Origin of the sequence: Pedobacter hiemivivus, from assembly GCF_005144565.1 — a bacterium.
Classification (GTDB): domain Bacteria; phylum Bacteroidota; class Bacteroidia; order Sphingobacteriales; family Sphingobacteriaceae; genus Pedobacter; species Pedobacter hiemivivus.
In genome coordinates, this window is record NZ_SWDX01000001.1 from 826,025 (window position 1) to 851,189 (window position 25,165).

Annotated in this window: 20 protein-coding genes and 5 tRNA genes; 20 read left to right on the plus strand and 5 right to left on the minus strand. The window is 39.3% G+C overall.

Translation table 11 applies throughout. From position 1 onward, the window contains the following. Window positions 1–28 precede the first annotated feature (28 nt). From FBD94_RS26420 to FBD94_RS03195, 8 genes are all read left to right on the plus strand, one after another. Complete coding sequence (locus FBD94_RS26420; protein WP_131609649.1) at window positions 29–1,327, plus strand: efflux RND transporter permease subunit; 1,299 nt, start codon at window positions 29–31, stop codon at window positions 1,325–1,327. Further along, entirely contained in the window at window positions 1,324–3,261 is a 1,938-nt protein-coding gene (locus FBD94_RS26425; protein WP_136879033.1) for an efflux RND transporter permease subunit, read from the plus strand. The genes FBD94_RS26420 and FBD94_RS26425 overlap by 4 nt, the downstream gene beginning before the upstream one ends. After that, window positions 3,248–4,501 (plus strand): TolC family protein, encoded by a 1,254-nt coding sequence (locus FBD94_RS03170; protein ID WP_136879034.1) that lies wholly within the window; start codon window positions 3,248–3,250, stop codon window positions 4,499–4,501. Before FBD94_RS26425 ends, FBD94_RS03170 begins: the two co-directional genes overlap by 14 nt. After that, window positions 4,479–5,690, plus strand: coding sequence for an efflux RND transporter periplasmic adaptor subunit (locus FBD94_RS03175; protein WP_136879035.1), 1,212 nt, complete (start codon window positions 4,479–4,481; stop codon window positions 5,688–5,690). The genes FBD94_RS03170 and FBD94_RS03175 overlap by 23 nt, the downstream gene beginning before the upstream one ends. A 23-nt stretch (window positions 5,691–5,713) precedes the next feature. Beyond that, window positions 5,714–6,931: an efflux RND transporter periplasmic adaptor subunit gene (locus FBD94_RS03180; protein ID WP_136879036.1), complete on the plus strand. Its 1,218-nt coding sequence runs from the start codon at window positions 5,714–5,716 to the stop codon at window positions 6,929–6,931. A 33-nt stretch (window positions 6,932–6,964) separates the two neighbouring features. Then, complete coding sequence (locus FBD94_RS03185; protein ID WP_136879037.1) at window positions 6,965–7,528, plus strand: DUF3347 domain-containing protein; 564 nt, start codon at window positions 6,965–6,967, stop codon at window positions 7,526–7,528. 63 nt (window positions 7,529–7,591) lie between these two features. Further along, window positions 7,592–8,023, plus strand: coding sequence for a DUF2147 domain-containing protein (locus FBD94_RS03190; RefSeq protein WP_136879038.1), 432 nt, complete (start codon window positions 7,592–7,594; stop codon window positions 8,021–8,023). Then, entirely contained in the window at window positions 8,024–9,040 is a 1,017-nt protein-coding gene (locus FBD94_RS03195) for a WD40/YVTN/BNR-like repeat-containing protein (RefSeq protein WP_131609663.1), read from the plus strand. A 252-nt stretch (window positions 9,041–9,292) separates the two neighbouring features. Here FBD94_RS03195 and FBD94_RS03200 read toward each other — a convergent pair whose 3' ends face one another. After that, the gene (locus tag FBD94_RS03200) at window positions 9,293–10,333 is read right to left on the minus strand and encodes a hypothetical protein (protein WP_136879039.1); all 1,041 of its coding nucleotides are present in this window, start codon (window positions 10,331–10,333) and stop codon (window positions 9,293–9,295) included. A 179-nt stretch (window positions 10,334–10,512) separates the two neighbouring features. Then, window positions 10,513–11,385 (minus strand): alpha/beta fold hydrolase, encoded by an 873-nt coding sequence (locus tag FBD94_RS03205; protein ID WP_136879040.1) that lies wholly within the window; start codon window positions 11,383–11,385, stop codon window positions 10,513–10,515. Between the two features lie 95 nt (window positions 11,386–11,480). Here FBD94_RS03205 and FBD94_RS03210 point away from each other — a divergent pair, with 95 nt between their 5' ends. Further along, a complete protein-coding gene (locus FBD94_RS03210; protein ID WP_131609669.1) occupies window positions 11,481–11,909 on the plus strand; it encodes an ABC transporter permease in 429 nt (142 codons plus the stop codon). A gap of 1 nt (window position 11,910) precedes the next feature. On the opposite strand, the gene FBD94_RS03215 is transcribed toward FBD94_RS03210, so the two are convergent. Then, window positions 11,911–12,303: a VOC family protein gene (locus tag FBD94_RS03215; RefSeq protein WP_131609670.1), complete on the minus strand. Its 393-nt coding sequence runs from the start codon at window positions 12,301–12,303 to the stop codon at window positions 11,911–11,913. 60 nt (window positions 12,304–12,363) lie between these two features. Here FBD94_RS03215 and gloA2 point away from each other — a divergent pair, with 60 nt between their 5' ends. Beyond that, window positions 12,364–12,747: an SMU1112c/YaeR family gloxylase I-like metalloprotein gene (gene gloA2 / locus FBD94_RS03220; protein WP_131609671.1), complete on the plus strand. Its 384-nt coding sequence runs from the start codon at window positions 12,364–12,366 to the stop codon at window positions 12,745–12,747. Window positions 12,748–12,831: 84 nt separating this feature from the next. Here gloA2 and FBD94_RS03225 read toward each other — a convergent pair. Then, window positions 12,832–12,905: transfer RNA gene (locus FBD94_RS03225), tRNA-Cys, on the minus strand. A 299-nt stretch (window positions 12,906–13,204) separates the two neighbouring features. On the opposite strand from FBD94_RS03225, the gene FBD94_RS03230 reads away from it, so the two are divergent. The 10 genes from FBD94_RS03230 (at window position 13,205) to FBD94_RS03275 (ending at window position 23,946) form a co-directional block, all read left to right on the plus strand. Further along, a complete protein-coding gene (locus FBD94_RS03230; RefSeq protein WP_235884356.1) occupies window positions 13,205–13,723 on the plus strand; it encodes a DinB family protein in 519 nt (172 codons plus the stop codon). Between the two features lie 132 nt (window positions 13,724–13,855). Then, complete coding sequence (locus tag FBD94_RS03235; protein ID WP_169472198.1) at window positions 13,856–16,939, plus strand: AsmA family protein; 3,084 nt, start codon at window positions 13,856–13,858, stop codon at window positions 16,937–16,939. 28 nt (window positions 16,940–16,967) lie between these two features. Further along, window positions 16,968–17,459 carry a regulatory protein RecX gene (locus FBD94_RS03240; protein WP_131609797.1) on the plus strand — a complete coding sequence of 164 codons (492 nt, stop codon included), beginning with the start codon at window positions 16,968–16,970 and terminating at the stop codon, window positions 17,457–17,459. A 128-nt stretch (window positions 17,460–17,587) separates the two neighbouring features. Further along, window positions 17,588–17,660 (plus strand) — tRNA-Gly (locus tag FBD94_RS03245). A gap of 69 nt (window positions 17,661–17,729) precedes the next feature. After that, a tRNA-Leu gene (locus tag FBD94_RS03250) sits at window positions 17,730–17,814 on the plus strand. Between the two features lie 41 nt (window positions 17,815–17,855). After that, window positions 17,856–17,928, plus strand: a tRNA-Gly gene (locus FBD94_RS03255). Window positions 17,929–17,992: 64 nt separating this feature from the next. Beyond that, window positions 17,993–18,077: transfer RNA gene (locus FBD94_RS03260), tRNA-Leu, on the plus strand. Between the two features lie 224 nt (window positions 18,078–18,301). After that, complete coding sequence (locus FBD94_RS03265) at window positions 18,302–19,150, plus strand: glycoside hydrolase family 16 protein (protein ID WP_136879042.1); 849 nt, start codon at window positions 18,302–18,304, stop codon at window positions 19,148–19,150. A 74-nt stretch (window positions 19,151–19,224) separates the two neighbouring features. After that, a complete protein-coding gene (locus FBD94_RS03270) occupies window positions 19,225–22,305 on the plus strand; it encodes a SusC/RagA family TonB-linked outer membrane protein (protein WP_136879043.1) in 3,081 nt (1,026 codons plus the stop codon). Window positions 22,306–22,323: 18 nt separating this feature from the next. Continuing rightward, complete coding sequence (locus FBD94_RS03275; protein ID WP_131609678.1) at window positions 22,324–23,946, plus strand: RagB/SusD family nutrient uptake outer membrane protein; 1,623 nt, start codon at window positions 22,324–22,326, stop codon at window positions 23,944–23,946. Between the two features lie 147 nt (window positions 23,947–24,093). Here FBD94_RS03275 and FBD94_RS03280 read toward each other — a convergent pair whose 3' ends face one another. Next, window positions 24,094–25,107 (minus strand): LacI family DNA-binding transcriptional regulator, encoded by a 1,014-nt coding sequence (locus tag FBD94_RS03280; protein ID WP_136879044.1) that lies wholly within the window; start codon window positions 25,105–25,107, stop codon window positions 24,094–24,096. Between the last annotated feature and the right edge of the window lie 58 nt (window positions 25,108–25,165).

The window sequence follows — 25,165 nt, forward strand, 5'->3', positions numbered from 1 at the left end:
AATAATAAAAGAAAGAGGGTTATTATAAATGGTACATAAAATTATAGAATGGTCGATGCGCAATAGGTTTATTGTGCTGATACTTTCTGCCGGTTTATTTGTATGGGGCGTATTTTCCGTACAAAAGAATCCGATAGATGCAATTCCTGATCTTTCAGAAAACCAGGTGATTGTATTTACAGAATGGATGGGTAGATCACCACAATTAATAGAGGATCAGGTTACCTATCCATTGGTCACTAACCTGCAGGGGATTCCTAAAATCAAGTATGTAAGGGGCTCATCCATGTTCGGTATGAGTTTCATTTACGTAATCTTTGAAGATGATGTAGATGTATACTGGGCGCGTGAGCGGGTAATGGAACGGATTAGTACCATATCCAAAACCTTACCCGAAGGAGTAGCTCCACAACTAGGGCCTGATGGAACGGGTGTCGGCCACGTACTTTGGTATACGCTCGATGCACCAAATATGGATCTGGGCGAACAACGTGCGATACAAGATTGGTATGTGAAGTTTGCCTTGCAAAATGTGCCAGGTGTAAGTGAGATTGCTTCTTTTGGTGGTTTCCAGAAACAATACCAGATCAACATAGATCCCAATAAGTTGCTGTATTATAAGCTCAGCGTGCCACAGGTAATTGCTGCGGTTAGGAGCAACAACAACGAATCGGGCGGACGAAAGTTCGAAATGAGTGATATGGGTTATATCATTAAGACTTCTGGTTACCTTAAATCATTAGAAGAGATTTCCAATATTCCTGTTAAAAATCAGAATGGTACGCCGATAAAGATATCAGACCTGGCGACGGTGCAAATGACCGGAGAAACCCGCTTGGGGATATTTGATCAGGATGGTGAAGGCGAACGTGCCGGTGGTATTGTAGTGATGCGTTACGGCGAGAATGCTGCCGAGGTGATAGATCGGGTAAAAGCCAAAATGGTGGAGGTATCGAAAGGACTGCCTAAAGGGGTGAAGTTTGATATTGTGTACGACAGGGGCGAGTTGATTAAAGAATCGATAGACTCCATAAAAAACACGCTGATTGAAGAGATGATCGTGGTATCGCTCATCGTATTTGTGTTCCTGTTCCATTGGCGCAGTGCACTGAGCATCATTATACAAATACCGATTACCATTGCTGCCAGCTTTATTCTACTCAATGCATTTGGTATCTCATCTAACATTATGTCGCTAACCGGTATTGCACTGGCTATCGGGGTAATTGTAGATAACGGTATCATCATGAGTGAAAATGCTTATAAACACCTGTCAGAGCGATACGAATTGTGGGAAAAGGATCAAAATAAAACGACAACATCATGATCAAGTGGTTTAAAAATATATTTAAAAAATCTCCGGATTGGATTAGTGAAGAAGATCGTCTTGCGGTGATCACGAAATCCAGTAAGCAGGTTTCAAGAGGGGTGTTCTTTGCAACAGTCATCATCATTACCTCTTTTTTACCGGTATTTATGTTAACCGGACAAGAAGGTAAATTGTTCCACCCGCTAGCCTACACCAAGACATTTATCATGATTGTAGATGCTTTGTTGGTGATTACGTTGGCTCCGGTACTGATCTCTTTCTTTATGAAAGGGAAGTTTAAACCGGATAATGCGAACCCGGTAAATAGGATATTGGAAAAAGTTTATGAGCCGGTGATTAGAACGGTACTGAAATGGAGAAAAACAACGATTGCAATTAATATCATTGCTTTGTTGATTACCATTCCTTTACTTAAAAATTTGGGTACAGAGTTTATACCACCATTGGATGAGCAAAGTATTTTGTTTATGCCGGTAACGCTTCCTGATGTATCTAATGCAGAAGCAAAGCGGATTTTACAGGTGCAGGACAAGATTATTAAGTCGGTACCTGAAGTTGATAAGGTTTTGGGAAAAGCGGGTAGGGCCAATACTGCGACCGATAACTCGCCGATCAGTATGATCGAGACAATTATTACCCTAAAGCCGAAAAGCGAATGGCGTAAAGGCATCACCAAAAAGGACATTGTAAATGAACTGGATGCCAAGTTACAAATCCCGGGTGTAGTAAATGGTTGGACACAACCGATCATCAACCGGATCAATATGCTGGCTACCGGAATCCGTACCGATGTAGGGATCAAGGTATTTGGCCAGAATCTGGATACCATTGCTGCGGTATCCGAAAAAGTTAAAGCAGCATTAGAAGGTACACCAGGAGTGAGCGACTTGTTTGTTGAGCCCATTACCGGTGGTAAATACCTTTCTATTGATGTTAAAAGAGGTGAATTGGCTCGTTATGGCTTAAATGTAGATGATGTAAATCAGGTGGTTGAAAGTGCCTTAGGCGGTGCAACCATTGGGAATACCATTGAAGGGAGACAACGTTTTTCTATCAGTGTACGTTTGGCTCAGGAGTATCGCAATAGCGTAGAGCGCATTCAGCGTATCCCTATTCAATCGGCCACTTTTGGCGAAGTGCCTTTATCGGCAGTAGCTGACGTGAAATTTGAAGATGGTCCGCCAATGATCAGTTCTGACAATGCTATTTTGCGTGGTGCAGTGATGTTTAATGTGCGCGACAGGGATTTAGGTAGCACCGTGAAGGATGCGATGGAGAAGTTGAATAAAGAAAAGGGCGTACTTCCTGAAGGTTACTTCCTGGAATGGAGCGGTCAGTACGAAAATCTGATCCGTGGTAAACAAACCTTGATGTGGATTGCACCAGTAGTTTTAGTGATCATTTTCTTCTCTTTATATTTCGCTTTCCACTCTGTTAGAGAAGCTTTTCTAAGTCTGATTACAGTTCCTTTTGCTCTAATTGGTGGTGCTTATATGATTTATTTCTGGGGTGTAAACCTCTCCGTTGGTGTAGCCGTAGGCTTTATTGCCCTGTTTGGGATTGCCGTAGAGACGGGTATTGTGATGGTGATTTATCTAAATGATGCCATGCTGCAGTTGATTAAGCTGAAAGGAAATTCGAGTGAGACCATCACAAAAGAGGATTTGAGAGAATATGTAGTTCATGGTGCAGCGAAAAGATTAAGACCAAAATTGATGACCGTTTGTGTGTCGCTATTTGGATTGGTGCCCATATTATGGGCCTCGGGAGTAGGGGTGGATGTAATGCAGCCGATTATACTACCAATGATTGGTGGTGTGCTGACTTCGTCTACACACATTCTGTTGGTTACCCCATTGATCTTTTTAATGTCCAAAGAATACGAATTGAGAAAATATGGAAAATTGGAGGTGCACGATGTACAACATTAAGAGAATATTAGGTGTACTGCTGTTGTTGCCATTTGCAGCCTCGGCACAGCAAAAAAGTCCGGTGCTTACACTGGATACCGTTTTGCAAAGAATAGATAAAAATAACATTTTGCTGCAATCGTATGGTTTAAAAGCGGAGAGTTATAAGCATACTGCTAAAGCGGCAACGGCTTGGATGGCCCCAATGATAGGGCTGGGTACTTTTATGACTCCGTATCCTGGTCAGATGGTTATGGATGAAGGTGATAAAGGATCTATAATGGTGCAACTGGAACAAGATATCCCTAATCCGGTGAAGCTAAACGCGAATAAGCGATTTATCGAATCGAAAGGTAAGGTTGAAAACGAAACGCGTGGTGTGACTTTAAACGAATATAAAGCACAGGCGAAGCGCTTGTATTTTGGCTGGTTGGTTGCACAGCAAAAGATCGGCATACTGGAGAAAAACCAGAAGATCATGGAGACCATGAAAAAGATTGAAGAGATCAGGTATCCTTACAACCAGTCGAAATTGGGTAGTGTTTACAAAACGGCTGCCAAGCTGGAAGAGAACCGCAACATGATCACCATGCAGGAGGGGGATATCGCCAGAGCGCGTGCCTGGTTAAGCAGTTTGATGAATATGAAGGGAAATTCAGCCTTTGCTATTGATACGACTTATAGACCCACTTTTGTGCCAGCTCCTTCTATTGATACAGCAAGTTTGGCCATGGCTAGAAACGACATCAAGAAAATGGATTATAGTATCCAATCTATGCAGCTGAATATTGAGGCCATGAAAAAACAAAGCAGACCGGATTTTAAATTGAGGTTTGATCACATGTCGCCCTTAACTAAAATGATGCCTAAAGCTTATAGCATTATGGGTATGGTAAGTATTCCAATCGCGCCATGGTCTTCGAAAATGTATAAATCGGAAGTGAAAGGCATGCAGTACGAAGTGGAGGCTATGGGCAAAGAGAAAGCGGCTATGTTGCAGGAAACGCAGGGTATGTTGTACGGTATGCAGTTCGAAATTCAGTCGATGCAAAAACGGATTGATGCGATGGAAGATAAGATTATCCCTAGTCTGCAAAAAACACTGGATGTTAACTTTTTAAGCTACCGTGAGAATAAGATGGAGCTGCCTGAAGTTATTGACTCTTGGGAAGCGTTGACCATGATGCAGAGTAACGTATTGGACGAGAAATTGAAACTTTATTTAATGATTGCCGATTATGAGAAAGAACTATATCGTTAAGGCTGCGGTGCTGATGATCGGTGTACTGGTGATGAGTGCTTGTACTGGGAGTAAAAAAGATAAGAACGCTGCACACGAAGATCCGGGAGCGGTGAAAATTGACAGTAACCTTTCTCATTTGCTAAAACCTTCAAATGAGCAGGTGGTATCTACATTACCAGTAATTAAGGCCGATTATGGCACCAAAATATTTACGGAAGAAGCGCAAGGTATCATCAATTATGATACCCGCAACCAAAATAGCATAGCTAGTCGTGTAAGTGGAAGGATAGAGCGTTTGCTTATTAAATACAATTATCAGCCAGTTGCTAAAGGGCAGTTGATTATGGAGGTTTACTCTCCGGATTTGGCTGCTGCGCAACAGGAATTGTTGTTTTTGAAGAGATCAGAAACTGATCTTACTTTATTGGACAGAGCAAAACAGCGTTTAATGCTGTTGGGAATGAGTGCATCGGGTGTTAATCAAGTGTTAAAAACAGGGAAGGTAAATTATCGGATTCCGGTATATAGCAATGCGGACGGGTACATCCTAGAAAAATCTGCCGCTGCTACACCTGGTGCTGCTCCTTCGGCTGCTGCACCTGCCGCTGGTGGAGATGGTATGACTGGGATGGGGGCGTCATCTGGCGCTACAGCCGCGCCTGCAGCTGCAGCGCCGGTAAATACACCCGTCATGTTGCGAGAGGGACAGTATGTGAGTGCTGGTCAGTCTATTTTTACCATTTATAATGCCGATAAGCTGGTTGCTGAATTTTCATTTAAGCCATCTTTGGCGTCATTGGTTAAGCAAGGTGATAAGTTTTCGTTTTACAAAACGGCTGATAAAAGTACTATCCAGACTGCCACGATTGGCATGATTCAGCCTATTTTTAAGGATGGGGAAAACTTTACCATCGCCAGAATATATCTTAATAAACCCAATTTTAGAGTAGGTGAGCTACTTACCGCTAGAATCCCGGTGTTGCTTGCTGCATCATGGTGGTTGCCCGAATCTGCTGTATTATCTTTAGGGAATAAGACGGTAGTTTTTAAAAAGGAAGGTAATGTGGTGCTTCCGAAGTCGGTAAAGGCTGGAATAACCATAGCCGGAATGGTGCAAATTAAAGAGGATATCAGCAATTGGGAGATCAGCCAAAATGCAGCTTACCTGGTAGATAGTGAAAGCTTCATCAAAGCGCAATTAAAATGATTGTAAACGGTTAGATTAAAGAAATGGAACGGAAATTATTTATAAAAAGAATGGCTTTAATGGCCATACTTCCATCAGTATTTATTGCTGCCTGCAGTAATGAAAAAAAGCCTGAAGCTGGAGCTGTTAAAGCTAAACAGCAGACTTTTACCTGCCCGATGCACCCACAAATTATTAAACATGAGATGGGTACTTGTCCCATTTGTGGGATGGATTTGGTACCTTTTGAAAAGAACAGCGACGATAAAGCCCTTAAAGTTGATGAGAAACGTCAGGCTTTGGCGAATATAACCACCATTATGATTGGGGAAAATATCTTGTCGGGGGGTAAGGAGCTTAATGGAAGGTTGACCGTTAATCCGGAACAAAGCAGCTATATCTCTAGCCGTATTGCAGGTAGGATTGAGCAATTGTATGTTCGTGAGACTGGCGTAAAGGTGAACAAGGGACAACCTTTGTATAAGTTATATTCTGAGCAATTGGCGACTTTGCAACAGGAGTATCTGATGGCAGTAGCTCAGGAAAAACAGTTTCAAGGGGATAAAATAGAACGCCAGATTGTAGCTTCTGCGAAGCAAAAGTTATTGCTGTACGGACAATCTGAAAGTCAGGTGCAACAATTGGTAAAGACGCAGAAGAAAGATCCTTATGTTGTGTTTTATGCAGCTGAAAGTGGTGTGGTAGCGGAGTTGTCGGTAACGCAAGGACAATATGTAACCGAGGGTAATCCGATATTAAGGTTAGAAGGCTACGGCCAGTTATGGGTTGAAGCTGATGTTTATTCAAGCGAAGCCGCCAAAATTAAGCAGGGTCAAAAGGCAAAGGTTGTTGTGGCAGGTTGGGAAGATCAACCACAAGAAATGACCATTAGTTTTATCACACCTTCTTTGCAGTCGGGTACTCAGCTTACACAAATTAGGGGAAGCATTCCTAATCCTGGAAATCAATGGCAACCCGGTCTGCAAGCTAACGTTTTTCTTCCTTCAGGAAATAAAAGCAAGGTGCTGGCACTACCGGTAGATGCCGTGATTAGAGACGGAAAAGGAATGCATGTATGGATTAAAACTGGAAAAGACAGCTTTGAACCACGATTGGTGAAAACTGGAACAGAAAACGATAATCAGGTAGAAATTTCGGAAGGCTTGACAAATGGAGATCAGGTAGTGGTAACCGGAGCATACCTTTTGTATAGCGAATACATCCTTAAAAAAGGGAAAAACCCTGTTGAAGGGCTTAAATAGAAATCTTAAATATTAATCATAAAAAACGGAAAGATGAGAACAGTAACCAATTTCGTAATTACTATAGCTGCTGTAACGCTATTTGCTGCATGTGGAAATACACAAAAACCTGCTGAATCAGATCCTCATGCTGGACACAATCATGCGCCGGGCGAAGGTCATGGTGCAGCAGTTGAAAAAACGGTGGCTAGAGTGAGCTTAAAAGACGATAAATTGAATGCGGTATATCAACATTATACTCATTTGACTGTTGCGCTTGTAAATGGTGATATGGCTGAGGCAAAAGTTGCAGCGAATGCTATTGAATTGGGCTCAAAAGAATTGAGTAATGGTAGTGGATTGACTGCATTGGCGGCTAAAATAGGTGCTGCTGCAGATATTGAGGTGCAAAGAACGGTATTTTCGGATCTAAGCAATGATTTTATAGCCAAGGTAAAAAACTCTGGTTTAACTTCAGGTGAGCTCTATGTGGAGTATTGCCCAATGGCTTTAAATGACAAAGGTGCGTCTTGGTTAAGTAATCAAAAAGATATTAAAAATCCTTATTTCGGAGATAGTATGTTAACCTGTGGTGAGGTAAAAGAAACGATCAAATAATTTTTTTGATTAATATGCTTCATAGGTATATTTAGTATCTTTAATTAAATACTAATTATACCTATGAAGCATTTAACATTTATATTGCTCTTTACAGCAATTTCCTTAGTGGGCTTTGCCCAGACCAAAGATGCCGTTGTCGGAACATGGACTAACTCATTAGGTGAGGCACATATCGATATTACCAAAAAAGGTGATAAATACTTCGGTAAGATTGTCTGGCTAAAAGATCCTAAAACTGAAAAAGGGGAGACTAAAACAGATGTGAAAAATCCGGAAGAGAATTTAAGATCTAAACCTATTATAGGTTTGGAGATTTTAAAGAACTTCAGCTTCGATGATGGAAAATGGACCGGTGGGGCCATTTATGATCCCAAATCTGGTAAGACCTATAAGTGTAACATGGCCCTGAAGGGTAATAATGAGTTACATATGAGAGGTTATATTGGCTTCTCTTTGATTGGTAGAACGGAAGTTTGGAAAAGATTTAAATAAATGAAATATCTAATTTACTGGCTTGCTTTTTTACCATTTATCAGTTTTGCACAAACTTATAAATTGATACCCTTAACAACGGGCACGAATACGAGCATAAGAGGAATGTCTGTCGTTTCGGGAGAGGTGGCATGGGTAAGTGGAAGCAATGGGCATATCGGTAAAACTATTGATGGGGGTAAAACCTGGCAATGGACACAACCTATGGGCTATGAAAAATTAGATTTCAGAGATATTGAGGCTTTTGATGAACAGAAAGCAATCGTTGTAAATGCGGGTTCGCCAGCCTATGTTTTGTTGACCATCGATGGTGGTAAAACATGGACGGAACGTTATAAAAACCTGGATTCGGCCATATTTTTAGATGGAATGGATTTCTGGGATGCAAAAAATGGGATCATCTTTGGTGATCCCATTTTGCATAAAATGCAATTGTTGCGGACAAAGGATGGTGGACAGAGCTGGAATGATATTTCGGCTAATCTGACATTGGATATGACTGTAGGTGAAGCTGGGTTTGCTGCGAGTGGAACAACAATTAAGACTTTGCCAGCTGGTAGAACCTGGGTTGCTACTGGTGGTGCGGTGGCTAATATTTATTTTTCTGATAACTATGCTTATACCTGGAAACGGTTTCCTTGTCCGATTGTCCAGGGGGAATCTAGCACCGGAACTTTCTCTATGGCATTTTATAACAAAAACAAAGGTGTAGTTGTTGGTGGGAATTATCTGAAAGATAAGGATAACTCCAATAATGTTTTACTGACCAGCGATGCTGGGAGGACCTGGAAAAAGCCGATTACACCTGTTAGTGGTTACCGCTCCGGTGTAGCTTATCTAAATGCTAAAGTTTTACTGGCAACAGGCAGTTCTGGGACTGATATTTCGCAGGATGGCGGGTTGAAATGGTACAATATTTCTGATCTGGGCTTTAATGTGGTGCAAAAATCTAAAAAAGGCAATTTGGTATTGCTAGCCGGCAATAAAGGCTTTATCTATAAAGTCGTTTCTCAGTAGTTTAAATCAACTTTTATTGTGATTATGGCAACCCAGATTTTATCTGGGCTAGGATAGCGTTTGCTCAATCGGCCGCTAATACCCGGGTATTAACCAGTAGTTAAACGGACACTACTCGGCCCAACCCGCGTAGTGTCCGGGTAACGTCCGGGTAATGTCCGAGTAATGTCCGGGTAAATAGGGGTAGCAGCAAGGTGGCTGTTCGGTGTTGGACTGTTACTATTTGTTACTTTAATTAATCATTTTTCTGATTTATTTCTTATTTAGTGGTTTTTTGTTATCGATTAACGATACCTGTTGCAGTGTATTTTGCCGTTTTTTGACTTCTATTTCTTTACGTATATTTCTTACAAATGATATGGACACATTGGCAATGTTTGCCGTCTGCTTATTGGTTAAACCTAATTGTGAAATTAGATTTTCGACAACTTCGTGGCTCTTTTTTTCTAGCCCCTCATGTACCCCTTCTTCATGACTAATCATTTTTATAGCTTCTATAATACCCATAGTGACTTTTCCTCCTGTTAATTTTCTAAGTTCTTGTTGAAATTTATTATTTAATTGTTGGTTTCGAATGGGGATAAAATTATCCATGAAATACAGAAACTTTCTGATCCCATCCACATCTAATTTTTTACTGCTTACTATTGCACGCATTATTTTTGTGCGTATAATATCAAGATCTTCTTCTTTCACTTTTGCTACACTTGCTAGAGCTTCTTGCTGAGCGGTTAGTACGACCAATGCAAATGGACTTTCCATATTAAGTAGTTCATCTTCGCTATGATCAAAGATTTGATAGGTTTTGTATTTAAAAGTTAGCTCTGTTCCTAGCAGATTGGTTTTATGTTCATTGAGTTGTAGCTGACCTTTTAGGCCAGTAAATATTGCCAAAGACACAATTGGCATTTCGTATCTATCGGATAAACGATAGTTATATTGATACACCCGTTTTGGGAAGTTTTTATTGACGATTTTTTGAATTTCTAAATGTAGGAGAGACCATTCTGAGCTTCCATTAAGTAAGAATACTTTTATTAAAACATCTGCTTCGCGACTGCCACCTTTTCGGCTTAACTGGGGATGGATTTCATGTAGCTCTTTGTTTAGGCTTTCAAAGCCCTTCGCCATATCAAATCTTTCATCTGCATCTTCATAAAAAAATCGAAGCACATCTGCAAAGTGATCCTCGATAACACCCTTTAATAAGATGTCATTCTTTTTTCTGTGTTTTAAATCTGCCTTCTTTTTCCCTTTAAGAGCAGGTATTGCCTCATTGGTTTCTTCTTGCATACTATAAATTAGCAAGGCAAAGATCTATAGGTTTATTTAATATAAAAAATAAAATTACAACAATTAAGTATGTTTAGTGTGTTTTATTGTTAATTATATGTTTAATATATTAATTGTATTCGAAGTAGAGTGTTCGATTTAATAATAAACATATGTAAGAGATACAAAAAATGATGAAATTAAAGTTGGATCTCTAAAGCTGACTTTACTGCCTCAACTACATCTTCGATAACAACAGCTGATTTCAATATCTTTTCGTGGCCAACATCTTCATAATTGTGCGCTTTGACAGATGGATGGTTATCTAAGAACGCTTTCAGATATAGGTAAGGAGAGATCTGATCGTTTGAATCGTACATTAAACGATGATTTAACTGCAGTCCAGCGTCATGCCAATTACCAAGTGAAAAGTAAGATGCTGGAACATTGAACATTTTTGTTAAACTCTCAAAAAATGCTGTTTTACTGGTATGACCAATATTTACAGCATCCATGCTGGCGTCAAAATTCTCTTTTAATTTTATAAGTGGTGTAAGACTAATTAGCAGGGTTGGCGATATTTGCATTTCTCGCAATGCAATGACATTAGCCATAGCGCCCAGTGAGTGCCCAACCAGTACATCTGGTTTACCATATTGTTGAACAACTGCTTTGACCGCTTGCACATATAATGGTAAACTTGATAGGTCTCCTTCGGAACTACCATTACCTGGAGCATCAAAAGCAATGATCTCAAGGTTATCTATTTTATTTAAGGCTGTAATAAATTCACTAAAATCGGCGGCTTTCGATCCCCATCCATGGGTAAGCAACAATTTACGGGTTCCCTTTCCCCATCTAAAAGTATGGAATGTTAGTTCTTCCTGTCCAAAGTATTCATCATTGACTTTCAGGCTAATTTTTTCGGCACTTTGAAGCAATTGTTCCTGTCCAAGTCGTAACGGCATTTTAGGTGAATAGAAGAGGTACTGCCAAAGTAAGTCGTCTGGTTTACCTAATGCATCCGTAGAAATAGATTGAAGTTGAGTGATGATTTGTTTAAGCTTTTTCATTAGGAAGAAAATTAGTATGCCGTTTCAAAGTTACCGATTACTGTGTATGCTGTTTGTCAACTTATTTCAAAAAGTAATTTAGCCATAGGATATGGATGTTGGCAGTAAAGAATGTCGTATTTACGTTGGGACTATTGGTGGCCCGATTAATTTATGGTATTGTTCCTGTGGGTAATTTGTTGGTTTTGTACTGCTTTGCATCTATTTTTTTGCTGGCTATTTTGGGTTTTGGCTTGCTGATCTCTACTTTTTGCGATACCCAGCAGCAAGCCATGTTTGTGATGTTTTTCTTTATGATGATTTTTATTTTGATGGGTGGTTTGTTTACGGCTATCGATAGTATGCCTGATTGGGCAAAGTTCATCACAAAGTTTAATCCTGTCAGCTACCTAATCGAAGTAATGCGCATGGTTATCCTTAAAGGAAGTGGCTTTAAAGATATACTGCCCCAGATGGGGATCATGGCGATATTCGCATTAGTGTTCAATACCTGGGCAGTATTGAATTATAAAAAAAGGAGTTGACCTAGGTCATGGAAAACAATCCGAAATGATTGCCTTCTGTATCTACGCATATGGAGATAAACCCAAATTCACCAATAGAGAATTTGGACTTGTCGACCTGTCCGCCTGCATCAGCTATACGGCTTTCTTCAACACTACAATCTTCACATGGAAAATAGACCATGGTGTTGACACATGCGCCATCCCCATCCTTTGTCCCGGCCATTTCAATTAAAGCACCCGACACGCCTTGGTTTTCAGGGGCAGAGAAAAATGACATTTTCATTCCCCCAGATTCCGCACTAGGATCCGCCATATCTCTAAATTGTGTTCCCAAAACAGTACTGTAGAATTTCTTAGCTCTTTCCATGTCTCTAACATAGATTTCAAACCAGCAGATTACATTTTGATTCATGTTTTTAATATTTAGATTATAGTATTATAAATTTACGTGGAATAATCTGAATTTTGTGAAATGATAAATAAGGTTCACCACATCGCTATTATTTGTAGCGACTATGAAGTTTCGAAAGCTTTTTATACTGAAATCTTAGGCTTTACTGTGATTAGGGAAGTCTACCGAGCGGAAAGGCAATCCTATAAACTGGATTTGGCGGTGAATGGGGTTTATGCAATAGAGCTTTTTTCTTTTCCTGAACCGGTAAAGCGGCCATCGCGACCGGAAGCGGCAGGTTTAAGACATCTGGCTTTTGAAGTGGACGACCTGGAGGAGGTAATTGCCAGGATGAAAAATAAAGGAGTAGAAGCGGAGCCTATTCGCATTGATGAGTTTACTGATAAGCGCTTTACTTTTATTGCTGATCCGGATCAACTTCCGATAGAGTTTTATGAAAAATAAAAAAGCCAGGTCATCCAACCTGGCTCTTTAAACAAAACTTAGATCTAACCAAACATCTAAATGCAGTCAATATAGAAATTGTACTGGACGTCAAGGGCGGATTCGAACCGCCGTCAAAGGTTTTGCAGACCCTTACCTAACCACTCGGCCACATGACTATATGTTCATCGTTTATGCGATTACTGATGCAAATATATATAAAGTCTATAAATTTACTAGACTTTATTTTAGTGAATTGAATAATATGTTTTAAGTCGCTGTAAATCAGTTTGATTATTTTTATTTTTGGCTTGGTTTAAGTCGATTAGGCTGAGGTTAAGACCTTTTATGTCGTGATTCCCCCTTTTAATTGTCGTGTTGTACCTGTAAAGGTCTTATAGACAATACTTAATTTTATGAATACAAATTGGTTAAACATTCGACTTGGATTAATGTTAACCATTAAAATTATAAAATTATGGAAACTAAAGCAGCGAGTCTTATGGAGACTAAAACAGCAAGTACAAGAACTGAAGGATTGCTTACCTTATTTGATATGCAAACCACCTTTTTTAGTCGGGCAATTGATGGGGTTACTGAAGCCGACATGCATAACCGTTTAAATACCAAAGCAAATCACATGGCCTGGCTTACTGGGGCCCTCATACAGCAGCGATATTGGATGACTACAGAAACACATCCTGGGCTTAAACAAAAGGGAGAAGAGCTGTTTAAAGATCATAAAGGGATTATGGATGAGGCTACTTATCCTACTAATTCGGAATATATTAATGACTGGGAAAAGTTTACGCCAATTGCACGAGAAGCGCTGGTAAACATTTCGGATGCAAAGCTAGATAGCGAGTTCGATATGGAAGGGATGAAGATGACTTATTATGAGATGATTTCTTTTACGATATATAGGGAGGCTAGTATTATTGGCCAGCTTGCTTTATGGCGCAGGTTGTTGGGTTATCCGGCGTTGAAGTATGATTAATGAAATTGCAGAGGCCATATGCTACTTAAGTTGAGTATTGTAAATGTGTTATAGTTAATTTAAGTAGCAGTGGTTTAGTTAAATAAAAAATTATCTTTGCATTTGCTGCAAGGATTTAAATTTTTTATAAAATTGAAGAGAGTTTTAAAAATTACAGGAATAGCTTTCGCTACGCTATTCCTACTGTTGTTCGTTGGTCCATATTTGTTCCCGGAGACCATTTCTAAAGAAATACAAAAAGCTATTAATAAAAATATAAAGGGTGAGGTGAAGTTTGAAAGTACTAACCTTTCTTTTTTTAAGCATTTTCCGTCTTTAACGCTTAGCCTAAATGAGTTTATGCTTAAAGGATCTGCTCCTTTTGAGCAGGATACCTTGCTATACAGTAAAGAGCTATCGTTTGGCGTTAACCTGAGTACTATATTTTCGTCGCAGATCAAGATAGATAAAGTATTTTTAAATGAGTCTGTCATTAATATTAAGGTGGATGAAAAGGGAAATGCGAATTACAATGTTTATGAAAGTAGCGATACAACAACGACTGCAAAGCAGGATACTGCCGGCACAGCTATAAAAATTGAAAGCATATTTATCAGTAAAAGTAAGCTGATTTATCAGGATCAATCCGTACCGATGCTCATCAGTGCCAGTGGATTGAACTATTCTGGAAAGGGCGATTTGAGCAAAGCTATTTTTGATCTGACTAGTAATGCCCAAATTGAGGCATTGGATGTTTATTATAACAATGAACCTTATTTGTTGAATAAAAAGATAAATGCCAGGTTGGTAACCAAGATCAATACTAATTCCTTGGACTTGATGTTCAATGAAAATGATTTGAAGATCAATTCTCTGCCTATTCATTTTGTGGGCAAGTTCTCTTTCATAGAGGGAGGGTATGATATTAATTTTAGGACAAAGGCTAAAGAAACCGATCTGCATAATATTTTTTCGGCTATGCCACCAGCTATTGCTGAGCGTATGGAGCGGACAAATATGAAGGGCTATGCCGAGATAAAGGCTTCTTTAATCGGAAAGTACCTGGCAGGTCAGAAGATTATGCCTACACTATCATTCAATTTAAAGATACGTGAGGGGGAGATTTCTAATCCAAAGGCGCCGGAACCGATTAGCAAGTTGTATTTAAATCTTCAAACCAAGGTCCCATCTTTAAATCCAGATAGTTTATATATCAATATGGATAGTCTTTATTTTAATATAGGTAAGGATTATGTTGGTGCTACATTGAATTTGAGAGGATTAGTTACGCCGGAAGTATATATACAAAGTCGCGCAAACATAGATTTAGAGAAGTGGGCGAAGATTTTTGAGATGGATCAGCTAAGGGGGCGGTTTGCAATGGATTTTCATGCGGAAGGAACTTATACTAAAAAAGTAGTGCGTACAGGACTTAGGAAAGTAGATACGGTAATTGCGACTATCCCTAAATTTAAATTGGTGAGTTCGTTAAAAGACGGCTATTTCAAACATGCTGCGGTGACGTCACCCATAGATAAGATCAGCTTTAACATCAATGGTACAAATCCAGATGGGGATTATAAACACACTGAACTTGAATTGACAAATCTGAATATCCAGGCTTTATCTAACTATATCAGAGGCTTTGCTAAACTAAAGACTTCTGGTAAAACGCCAATCGATGTAGCGTTAAATGGTTTGCTGAATTTTGCTGAGATCAAAGAGTTTTATCCATTGAAAGATTTGGAACTGAGTGGAAAGCTAAACCTAAACGTGAAGAGCAAGGGTGGGTATGACAAGGCAAAAAAACAATTTCCTGTTACTGAAGCTGCTATTTTGTTAAATAATGGACGAATTAAAACAGCACATTTTGATCAGGCGCTAGAGCAGATTTCTGTGGATGGAGTGTTGACAAACAGAGATGGTAGTTTAAGGAGTACGATTTTGAACATTAAACCAGTGTCTTTCCAAATGGGTGGACAGCCCTTTGAGTTGAAGGCTGCTGTACAGAATCTGGAAAATGTTAAGTATAAAATTACCTCAAAGGGTAGCATTGATATTGGTAAAATGTATCGTTTGTTTGCTGTAAAAGGGTATGATATAAAAGGATCTATATTTACTGATGTGTCTTTTAGCGGCTTGCAAAGTGATGCTATGGCTGGTCGATATAGTAAGTTAAACAATAGGGGAAAAGTGATTGTTAAGGAAATGACCTTTAATTCTGACCTTTTTCCGAAGTCTTTCCTGGTCAACAAAGGTGTGTTTTCATTTAAGCAGGACAAGATGAAGTTTGAACACTTTAAAGGAAGCTATGGTAAGTCTGATTTCAGTATGGAAGGTTTTCTGGGTAATGTGGTTAACTACGTACTTGCAGATAAATCGAAGCTGACGGGTAACTTTAATCTGAAAAGTGGAAAGCTATTTGTCGACGAGTTGATGGCTTTTAATGAAGGAGGCGGTACGGGCGCTAAAGGAAGTAAAGCTGCCGCTGCAGGTGTGGTTATCATTCCTGATAATTTAAATGTATCGGTAAGTGCCAATGTGGGTTCCGTATATTATAACGGATTGGATATAAAAAATGCGAAAGGTAATCTGGTACTAAACAATGGTACATTGAACTTAAATCAGGCTGCATTTAATTTAGTTGGTGCTGCGGTAACTATGGATGCTAAGTATAGAAGTTTAACGCCTTTATCTGCCACTTTTGATTATCGTGTACTTGCAAAGGAATTTGATATTGCAAAGGCTTATAAGGAAATTAAATTGTTTAGAGATTTAGCGACTTCGGCTTCGAAGGTTAAAGGGGTTGTTGGACTGGATTATCAGTTGTCTGGTAAGTTAGATGGAAATATGATGCCAGTTTATCCAACTTTAAAGGGACAAGGCGTACTTTCTGTTAAGAAGGTAAGTTTGATGGGCTTTAAATTTATGAATGCCGTGAGTAAGGCTACTAAAAGAGATAGCTTAAGTAATCAGGATGTATCTGAGGTGCAGATCAAAAGTACTATTGCGAATAACATCATTAATATCGAAAGATTTAAAATGCGTGTTGCGGGTTTTAGACCTCGTTTTGAAGGTCAGGTGAGTTTTGATGGACGTTTAAATATGAGCGGTAGACTAGGATTGCCGCCATTTGGGTTGTTTGGTATTCCATTGAGCATCACCGGAACACAGGATAAGCCTAAGATTGCATTGAAACGTAATAAAGAAGGTAAACTGGAAGAGACTGCAGAGTAGTAAAGGTTTTAAGGGGCTGAAAAGCATGATGGACGACGGGCAAGAAAAAAAACAGATTAAACTGGATAAGAAGACCGCCCTGGCAAAGGCTGAGCATTATTGTGCTTATCAGGAGCGTGCACAGCAGGAGATTCGCGATAAGTTATATGAGTGGGGTTTATGGTCGGATGACGTTGAAGAGTTGATCTCGGAGCTTATACAGACTAATTTTTTGAACGAAGAGCGCTTCACTGAAGCGTATGTTTCTGGCAAGTTCAAGATAAAGCGTTGGGGGAAGATTAAAATAAAGCAGGGCTTAAAACTAAAAAGGATACCAGATAAAATGATTTCTCGGGCGCTGAACACAATTGATTACGATGATTATTTGAATACAATTTTAGTTACTGCGCAGAAAAAAGCTCCTTTGATTAAAGAAAATGATGCTTTTAAACGGAAGTATAAACTGATTAGCTACCTCATGAGCAAAGGATTTGAAAAAGATTTGATAATTGATGTATTGAAGGCCAGTGAGTTAGTTTAGAAGGTGTTTTTTTTATTAAAAATAACTTGGAGGTAAAATAAAAGTCTTTATATTTGCAATCCCAAACGGAAACAAGATAAGTAATTATCTAGCTCTAAAAGGGAAGACGTCGGATGATGTCAATCAATGCGAAAGTAGCTCAGTTGGTAGAGCACGACCTTGCCAAGGTCGGGGTCGCGAGTTCGAATCTCGTCTTTCGCTCTAAATATTTTCAATACCAGGAAGATATTTATAAAATTAATCCTATCGATGTAAGTTGATAACGATTATGCTCAGATGGTGGAACTGGTAGACACGCAGGACTTAAAATCCTGTGACCTTAAAAGTCGTGCGGGTTCGATTCCCGCTCTGAGTACAAAAGACTGCATTTAATAGATGTAGCAAAACAATACCAATGCGAAAGTAGCTCAGTTGGTAGAGCACGACCTTGCCAAGGTCGGGGTCGCGAGTTCGAATCTCGTCTTTCGCTCTAAAGCCTTCTTCAAAGAGGGCTTTTATTTTAAAAGATATTTCCCCACGGATATTGGGAAAATGCTCAGATGGTGGAACTGGTAGACACGCAGGACTTAAAATCCTGTGACCTTAAAAGTCGTGCGGGTTCGATTCCCGCTCTGAGTACTCAACGGGAAGTTCGTTCTAAAAGACGGACTTCCCGTTTTTATTTCTATTCCCTCCAAAACATTTTCTTCCAATAAGTTTACTCTTTTATTCTAAAATCAAAAATACTGCGTTTCTTGGGAATGTTCCCATTAATTGGGAACATTCCCAAGATTTATTTAATGAGCCAGCTGAGGTTGTGACGAATTAAAATGGGCAAATTTAGATAACCAAATTATAAACTGATGAAAGAATATTTACTATTACCTTTAAGGGAAATGCGTCCCTTTTATACAATAGTATGTCTGCTTGTTTTTCAAATTCAAGTTAATGCACAGGCGCCAGTTGGTTATAAGCTTAGCTGGTCAGACGAATTCAATGCGACATCCCTTGATACTACAATGTGGAAATATCGTGTCGGCGTTAGCGGCACAAGCTATCAGAGATCGGAAAATGTAACATTGGAAGATGGAAAGGTAATGATCAATTTGAAAAAAGAAACGTATAAAAATCAATCTTATACCGGCGGCGGCATCATCACAAAAAGACCAAAAAAATACGGCTATTATGAAACCAGGGTTAAATTGGATGGTGGATATGGTTGGCATGAAGCCTTCTGGACATCCTGGATGAGTGGCTTTGACGACAAAAATCCGGCTTATAAAAATATGGATAGGCTGGAGATTGATTGCTTCGAGCATTATGCGGAATATGCGAATAATTATTTTACTTATGGAGCAATACAATGGTGGCCCATTAAAAAAAATGCCAACAGGGATTATGTTACCGTAAATTATGATCTAACCGCTGGTTATCAGGTTTTTGGTTTTGAGTATACCCCGGATTACCTCAATTATTATTTTAATGGGAAATTACTCAAAACTGTAGATGTCCGAAAACTTGCGAAACACGACTTATACCTATGGTTAAGCTGTATAGCGAAAAAACCGGATGCTACAGCGTCAGGTGCAGTATTTTTTGATTATTTAAGGTGTTATGAAATGTCCGACGCAGCTTATAAATTAAGAAAGAAAAAGTTCATTGATCAACTTGACTCGCTAAAATTACCGGTCAAAACCTTGGAAGGGATGTAAGATAAGTACCAAACATAGACTGCAATTAGGCCATTTTTTAACTGGGAGTGGTATTAAACCAAATACAAATCAATATGAGAAAACTACTATTAACAATTTTTATTTCATTTATCAGCATCAGTATATATGCGCAACTGAAAACAATTTCAGGGAAAGTGCTTGATGACCAGAGTATGCCTTTACCAGGAGTGATAGTGAAGGCGAACGGTAATACTAATGTAACGGCTATGACCAACAAGGATGGGAATTATAGTTTGCAGATACCTGAAGTTGTAAAAACATTAACGTTTTCTTACCTCTCTTATACCAGCCAGACCATTAGTGTAACCGGCAAAAGTGTTATTAATGTAACTTTAAAGGAAAGTGTCACTCAGCTGGAGGAAGTTATTGCTGTTGGTTATGGAACCCAAACTAAAGCCAATTTAACAGGTGCAGTAAGTTCTGTTTCTGTAAAGGAAGTAGAGGGGAGGGCGCTGACATCTGCAGATCAGATTTTGCAGGGAAAGATTTCCGGTGTAACCATTGTTCAAAATTCAGGAAGGCCAGGCGATGACAATTCCGAAATCAGAATCAGAGGTGTTTCTTCAATTGATAACAACAACGACCCATTGGTGATCATTAATGGCGTTCAGGGAAATATCAATGATGTTAACCCTAATGATATTGAGTCGGTTTCTGTGTTAAAAGATGCGGCTTCTGCAGCCATTTACGGTTCAAGGGCTTCCGCTGGTGTAATCATTATTGAAACCAAAAAAGGGGTTATAGGCAAAGGGTTACAGGTGGAATATAATGTGACTGGTTCTATGGTAAATGCAACGCGACTGCCCAATACGGTAGATTCTTATACCTATGCTTCTTTATTGAATGAAGCAAGGGCAAATGTTGCATTAGCCCCGATTTATAACGCAAGCCAGCTGGAGCTTTTTAAAAATCAGACTGATCCCAATTTTCCAAATACCAACTGGTACGATGTATATTATAAAAAGGCCTATATGCAAAACCATTACCTAAGCTTAAGGGGAGGGGAAAAAAATTATAAATTCTCTAATTCCGTTGGATACAAAGATCAGGATGGAATATTGACCGGTACATCATCAAAAAGGCTATCCTACAACAGTAATCTAAATGGCAGCTTTGTTAAAAATAAAGTACGGATCAATTTGGGCCTGGTAGGTTATTCTGAAAAAGGAAAGGAATTGATTTCACCAACAAGTACGGCTTTGGCGGAAATTTCAGGCTCTCTACCAACAGCATTCATTCAATCTATAGACACACTTACTGGTGATCCCAATTTATATAGTTATCCGGGAAGATTTTTAGGTGCGATGAATTTAGGCGGGGGAATAGAAAACAAACTGAACAGCCTTAATTCAAGGGCAAGTGTAGAGATCGAGCCTGTTAAAGGGCTGATCGGAAAGATTTTGTTGGGTAATAATAAATTAAAAACAGACTATGTCAATTTTACACCAAGGTTTTATACTTCTGGTACCTATGAAGAAACGGCTATTAACCTGAGGGAATCGAGTCTTGAAAAAAGGAATTCTCAAAGCGACCTGAATACATTTTTAGCTACTTTAGAATATGCGCTAAAAAAGAATAAACACGATTTTAAGTTCCTGGCAGCGCATGAACGGCTAGAGATGATTTATAGTTATGATGCCGGAAGTGTTAAAAACCTTTCTTCAAACCAGCCAATATTCAATTATGGTGATCCAACCTCTCCATTTTTAAGCAGTGCAGCAAATGAAACGGCTACAGCTTCTTTTTTCGGTCGTGTCAATTACTCCTATGCCGGGAAATATTTGTTAGAACTGAATATGAGAAGGGATGGTTCTTCCCGTTTTGCTGATGGTAGGAAATGGGGCAATTTCCCATCAATTTCCGGGGGATGGAGAATAAGCGAAGAACAATTTTTTAAAGGGCTTAAGAAAGATGTTTACTTGAAACTAAGGGGCTCATGGGGTAGGTTAGGCAATCAAAACATCTTTACACAGTATGCGTTTGCTGATCAAATGAGCGGTTCAGAATATTATGCATTCGGAAATGCCATTGTACCGGGTAGAGGAACCATAATTCTTGCGAATAAAGATACTAGATGGGAAACTACTGAGCAATTTGACGCGGGACTCGATATGATATTGTGGAACAGATGGAACATTACTTTTGATTATTTCAATAAGAAAACATATGACATTCTTGCCCGGGTAACTATTCCTCCTTCATTAGGTGTTTCGGTACTCCCTTACCAAAATATCGGGAACATGGTAAATAAAGGGGTAGAGATGAGTATTGGTTATAATGCCCCGGTAAAGGCGGATAAAATTAACTACGGCTTTACCGTAAATGCCAGTTACATTACCAATAAACTAACGTCGCTTGGTGGTCTGTCTTATGTAGACCATAGCACTACCAACAGGAGTGTTGTTGGAGAACCGTTCTCTTCATTTTATGGGTATAAGGTGGATGGAATTTATCAGGTCTCTGATTTTACCTGGCAAAACAGCAGCGATCCTGCTGTGCCGCATGAAAACCGAACATATGTCTTAAAACCAGGGATGCCTAACGTGTCTGGCGTAATGACTAGTCCGGCTCCTGGAGACATAAAAATAAGTGATGTTAAAAACGATGGTGTAATTAATGCGGACGACAAAACGCTTATAGGTAATCCCATTCCTAAATTTCAATATTCATTTACTGCAAACGTATCTTATAAAAACTTTGGTTTAAATGTGATTGGACAGGGTACAGGGCGTACGGATGCCTATATGAATGGTAACCTGATCGCTCCATACTTTAACACTACTGGGCCGTTGCTGACAAGTATGGTTACTGACCGCTGGACATTTGATAATCCTTCTGATAAGTATCAAAGGATATATGTAGACAAGGGGCGTGATGCACTAATCACAAGCTACAACATTTACAATGCTTCTTATTTCAGACTAAAAAGTGTGCAATTATCATACACCTTAAAAAGCTCGTTTACCAAGAAATTTGATGTGAGCAGGTGCAGGATATTTTTCAATGCAGAAAACTTGTTCCTGATTTCGGACTTCCCGGAAGGCTTTGATCCGGAAAGACGTTCTACAAATGTTACTGCAGCTTTTCATCCTCAGGTCGCCACTTATTCTTTAGGTGTTAACCTTAATTTTTAAACCATAATTGTAAAAGATATGAGAACCATAAAATATATACTTTTAAGTTGCATGGCTTGTTTGTTTTTAAGCTGTACCAAGGAGTTTCTGGACCGCAAGCCTATTGATTTTCTCGCACCTGATAATTTTAAGACAGAAAATGACATCAAGGAAGCGGTGAACGGAATTTACAGAGCATACGTCTCCGATAAAAATGAACCGATCTATACAGACTTTATTGTTGATAATGGCTATTTTCCTGACTATAGGGACATGTGGAACAGGACGTACAACAATGAAACCAGCTACATTGTAAATAAATGGTCGAGAGATTATAAGGTGATTTTAAGAGCTAACACGGTTTTGGCTTACATAGACAATGTGAAGTTACCCGAAGCTACTTATAAACAATATAAGGGAGAAGCAACGTTTTTACGTGCGCTGGCCTATTCCGATCTGTCCTTCTTTTTCGGAGGTGTACCGATGCGCCTGAAACCGGAGGGGCTTGAAGATGCTAATAAACCCTTAAGCTCAAACGCAGATATTGTTGAGCTAGTGCTTAAAGATCTGGAAGATGCAGCTGCACTGCTGCCTGTTTCTTATGCTGCTTCTGAAAAAGGAAGAGCTACAAAGGGAGCCGCACTAGCGATCAAAGCGCGTGTATTGCTTTACAATAAAAGATATGAAGAAGCGGCGGCTTACTGCGTTAAGGTTAAAGCTTTGAATTATTATAAGATCATGCCGGATTATAAAACGATGTTCCTGCCTGAAGGGGAAGCGGGTAACCTGGAAACTATTTTTGATATGCAGTTCCAGACTAATGCGTTGCCGCAAGGTTTATCTAACTCCTGGTACGATAGGTTCTATCTCTTCTCCGGTTATCAGGTTTCTCATGATCTGTACGAACAATACTACTCTACCAATGGACTATCGATTACAAATTCTGCTAACACGCTTTACAACCCGGCAGTAAGAACATCGGACCTGGTTGCTCCATCTACTTACGTCCTTAATGGTGGGTACGACAATAGGTTTCAGAATCGCGATCCAAGAATGCATTTTTCAATAGTGGTTCCTTACACAATTGATTCCTATAATGCGACCACAAAAGCTCCAGGCGTATTTTATCCTACAGATAAAAAAGCGGCGAATCTTACCAGTTTCAGGGTAAGGAAATATGTGGAATATACTAATTACAATGTTTCAGGTATTTCGGGAGTGAACCCAATTATCATCAGATATGCTGACGTACTACTGATGGAAGCTGAAGCTTTAGTTGAAAAAGGTGGCTATGATCAGACCTATGTCTATTCTTTAATTAACCAAGTTAGACAGCGTACCAGTGTGATGATGCCAAAAGTTGAGACCGCAGAAGGAACAGCGCTTTCTCCTGAAGCTTTAAGAAATGTCATCAGGCATGAAAGAAGAGTAGAGTTTGCATTTGAAGGTTTAAGGATCTTTGACATTATGCGTTGGGGAATAGGAACCGATACTTACAAAGATCTAAAGGGGTTTAACCCGGCAAAATTAACCCGGTTTGCATCTACTGGCATCGTTTATGAGATCACAACAGCATTGGCGCGTACGCCCTTTGATGCTTCAAAAGGATATCTATGGCCAATACCAAAAACGGAATTAGATGCGAACAAAGGAATAAATTAATCAGTTACAAAAAGAGCTTCAAAAGATTAATCTTTTGAAGCTCTTTTTCTGCTCGTCGTCATCCTGAATTTATTTCAGGACCCCTCTTGAGCAGGTTTTGAATGGCAGGTGCGAGGTCCTGAAATAAATTCAGGATGACGAATACCCTTAGCTTGAATTTCTGATGATCAACTCTGTCTTCAGTACCTTCGTTACCGCCTTCCATTCACTTACATCTCTGTTGATCTGTTCTATTAATAACTGAGCTGCAGTACTGCCAATCTCCGATATAGGTTGGGCGACAGTCGTTAATGAGGGGGCAATTAAATCGGAAGCATAATCATTACTAAAGCCAATGATCGCAATGTCTTCCGGAATTCTCAACCCTTTTTTCTTTATGATCTGAATGGCCTCTATTGCCGTTGGATCGTTTACTGCAAAAATTGCATCAGGAGGATTTTCTAAACTTAAAAGATGATTGATGTAAATCTTAACTTTTGATACTTCTAGATTATAAGAGATGATCAGTTCTTCATCAATCACCATGTTGTTTTTCCTTAAGGCCGATTTATAGCCCTCCAGTCTATTTGCGCTTATCTTTAATGAGACTGGACCGGCCAGATGGGCGATTCTTTTCCTTCCACTCTTAATCAGGTAATCTACTGCGTTAAAGGCCCCTTCAAAATCATCAACAATTACTTTCGGGACTTTCATCTCATCGCATACACGATTAAAAAAGACAATGGGAATGCCTTTTCTTTCAAATACTTTTAAATGATCATAATTCCTTGTTTCTCTGGTGATGGAAATGAGTATGCCATCAACCTGATTGGCAAGCATCACTTTTGTGTTCGCAACTTCGGTTTCATAAGTTTCATTGGATTGACTGAAAACAGTATTGTAACCGGCCTGTGTGGCAACCTCCTGCGCGGCGATAACGATCTGAGGGAAATAAGAGCTTGAAAATTCAGGAACGATAATACCTATCGTATTGGTTTTTTTGCTGATGAGACCGATGGCCAGCATATTTTTCTGATAATCCAGTTTTTCCGCAAGTTCTAACACTGCCTCCCTGGTTTTGACACTAACATTTGCATGCCCTGTTAAAACTCTTGAAACCGTTGACTTTGATAGGTTTAGTTCCTTTGCAATGTCGATAATGGTAACCTGGTGCTTTTTCATAACTAGCTATCGTTTTGATAGGGTAAATTGGTTTATTTTTAAATATAATATATAATTG

Bases quoted from the DNA above. Each gene is read 5' to 3' on its own strand.
- FBD94_RS03180 (WP_136879036.1), top strand. From the start codon at position 5,714: ATGGAACGGAAATTATTTATAAAAAGAATGGCTTTAATGGCCATACTT.
- FBD94_RS03240 (WP_131609797.1), top strand. From the start codon at position 16,968: ATGGACGACGGGCAAGAAAAAAAACAGATTAAACTGGATAAGAAGACC.
- FBD94_RS03195 (WP_131609663.1), top strand. From the start codon at position 8,024: ATGAAATATCTAATTTACTGGCTTGCTTTTTTACCATTTATCAGTTTT.
- FBD94_RS03170 (WP_136879034.1), top strand. From the start codon at position 3,248: ATGTACAACATTAAGAGAATATTAGGTGTACTGCTGTTGTTGCCATTT.
- FBD94_RS03185 (WP_136879037.1), top strand. From the start codon at position 6,965: ATGAGAACAGTAACCAATTTCGTAATTACTATAGCTGCTGTAACGCTA.
- FBD94_RS03190 (WP_136879038.1), top strand. From the start codon at position 7,592: ATGAAGCATTTAACATTTATATTGCTCTTTACAGCAATTTCCTTAGTG.
- gloA2 (WP_131609671.1), top strand. From the start codon at position 12,364: ATGATAAATAAGGTTCACCACATCGCTATTATTTGTAGCGACTATGAA.
- FBD94_RS03210 (WP_131609669.1), top strand. From the start codon at position 11,481: ATGTTGGCAGTAAAGAATGTCGTATTTACGTTGGGACTATTGGTGGCC.
- FBD94_RS03270 (WP_136879043.1), top strand. From the start codon at position 19,225: ATGAGAAAACTACTATTAACAATTTTTATTTCATTTATCAGCATCAGT.
- FBD94_RS03215 (WP_131609670.1), bottom strand. From the start codon at position 12,303: ATGAATCAAAATGTAATCTGCTGGTTTGAAATCTATGTTAGAGACATG.
- FBD94_RS03280 (WP_136879044.1), bottom strand. From the start codon at position 25,107: ATGAAAAAGCACCAGGTTACCATTATCGACATTGCAAAGGAACTAAAC.
- FBD94_RS03275 (WP_131609678.1), top strand. From the start codon at position 22,324: ATGAGAACCATAAAATATATACTTTTAAGTTGCATGGCTTGTTTGTTT.
- FBD94_RS03230 (WP_235884356.1), top strand. From the start codon at position 13,205: ATGGAAACTAAAGCAGCGAGTCTTATGGAGACTAAAACAGCAAGTACA.
- FBD94_RS03200 (WP_136879039.1), bottom strand. From the start codon at position 10,333: ATGCAAGAAGAAACCAATGAGGCAATACCTGCTCTTAAAGGGAAAAAG.
- FBD94_RS03205 (WP_136879040.1), bottom strand. From the start codon at position 11,385: ATGAAAAAGCTTAAACAAATCATCACTCAACTTCAATCTATTTCTACG.
- FBD94_RS26425 (WP_136879033.1), top strand. From the start codon at position 1,324: ATGATCAAGTGGTTTAAAAATATATTTAAAAAATCTCCGGATTGGATT.
- FBD94_RS03265 (WP_136879042.1), top strand. From the start codon at position 18,302: ATGAAAGAATATTTACTATTACCTTTAAGGGAAATGCGTCCCTTTTAT.
- FBD94_RS26420 (WP_131609649.1), top strand. From the start codon at position 29: ATGGTACATAAAATTATAGAATGGTCGATGCGCAATAGGTTTATTGTG.
- FBD94_RS03175 (WP_136879035.1), top strand. From the start codon at position 4,479: ATGAGAAAGAACTATATCGTTAAGGCTGCGGTGCTGATGATCGGTGTA.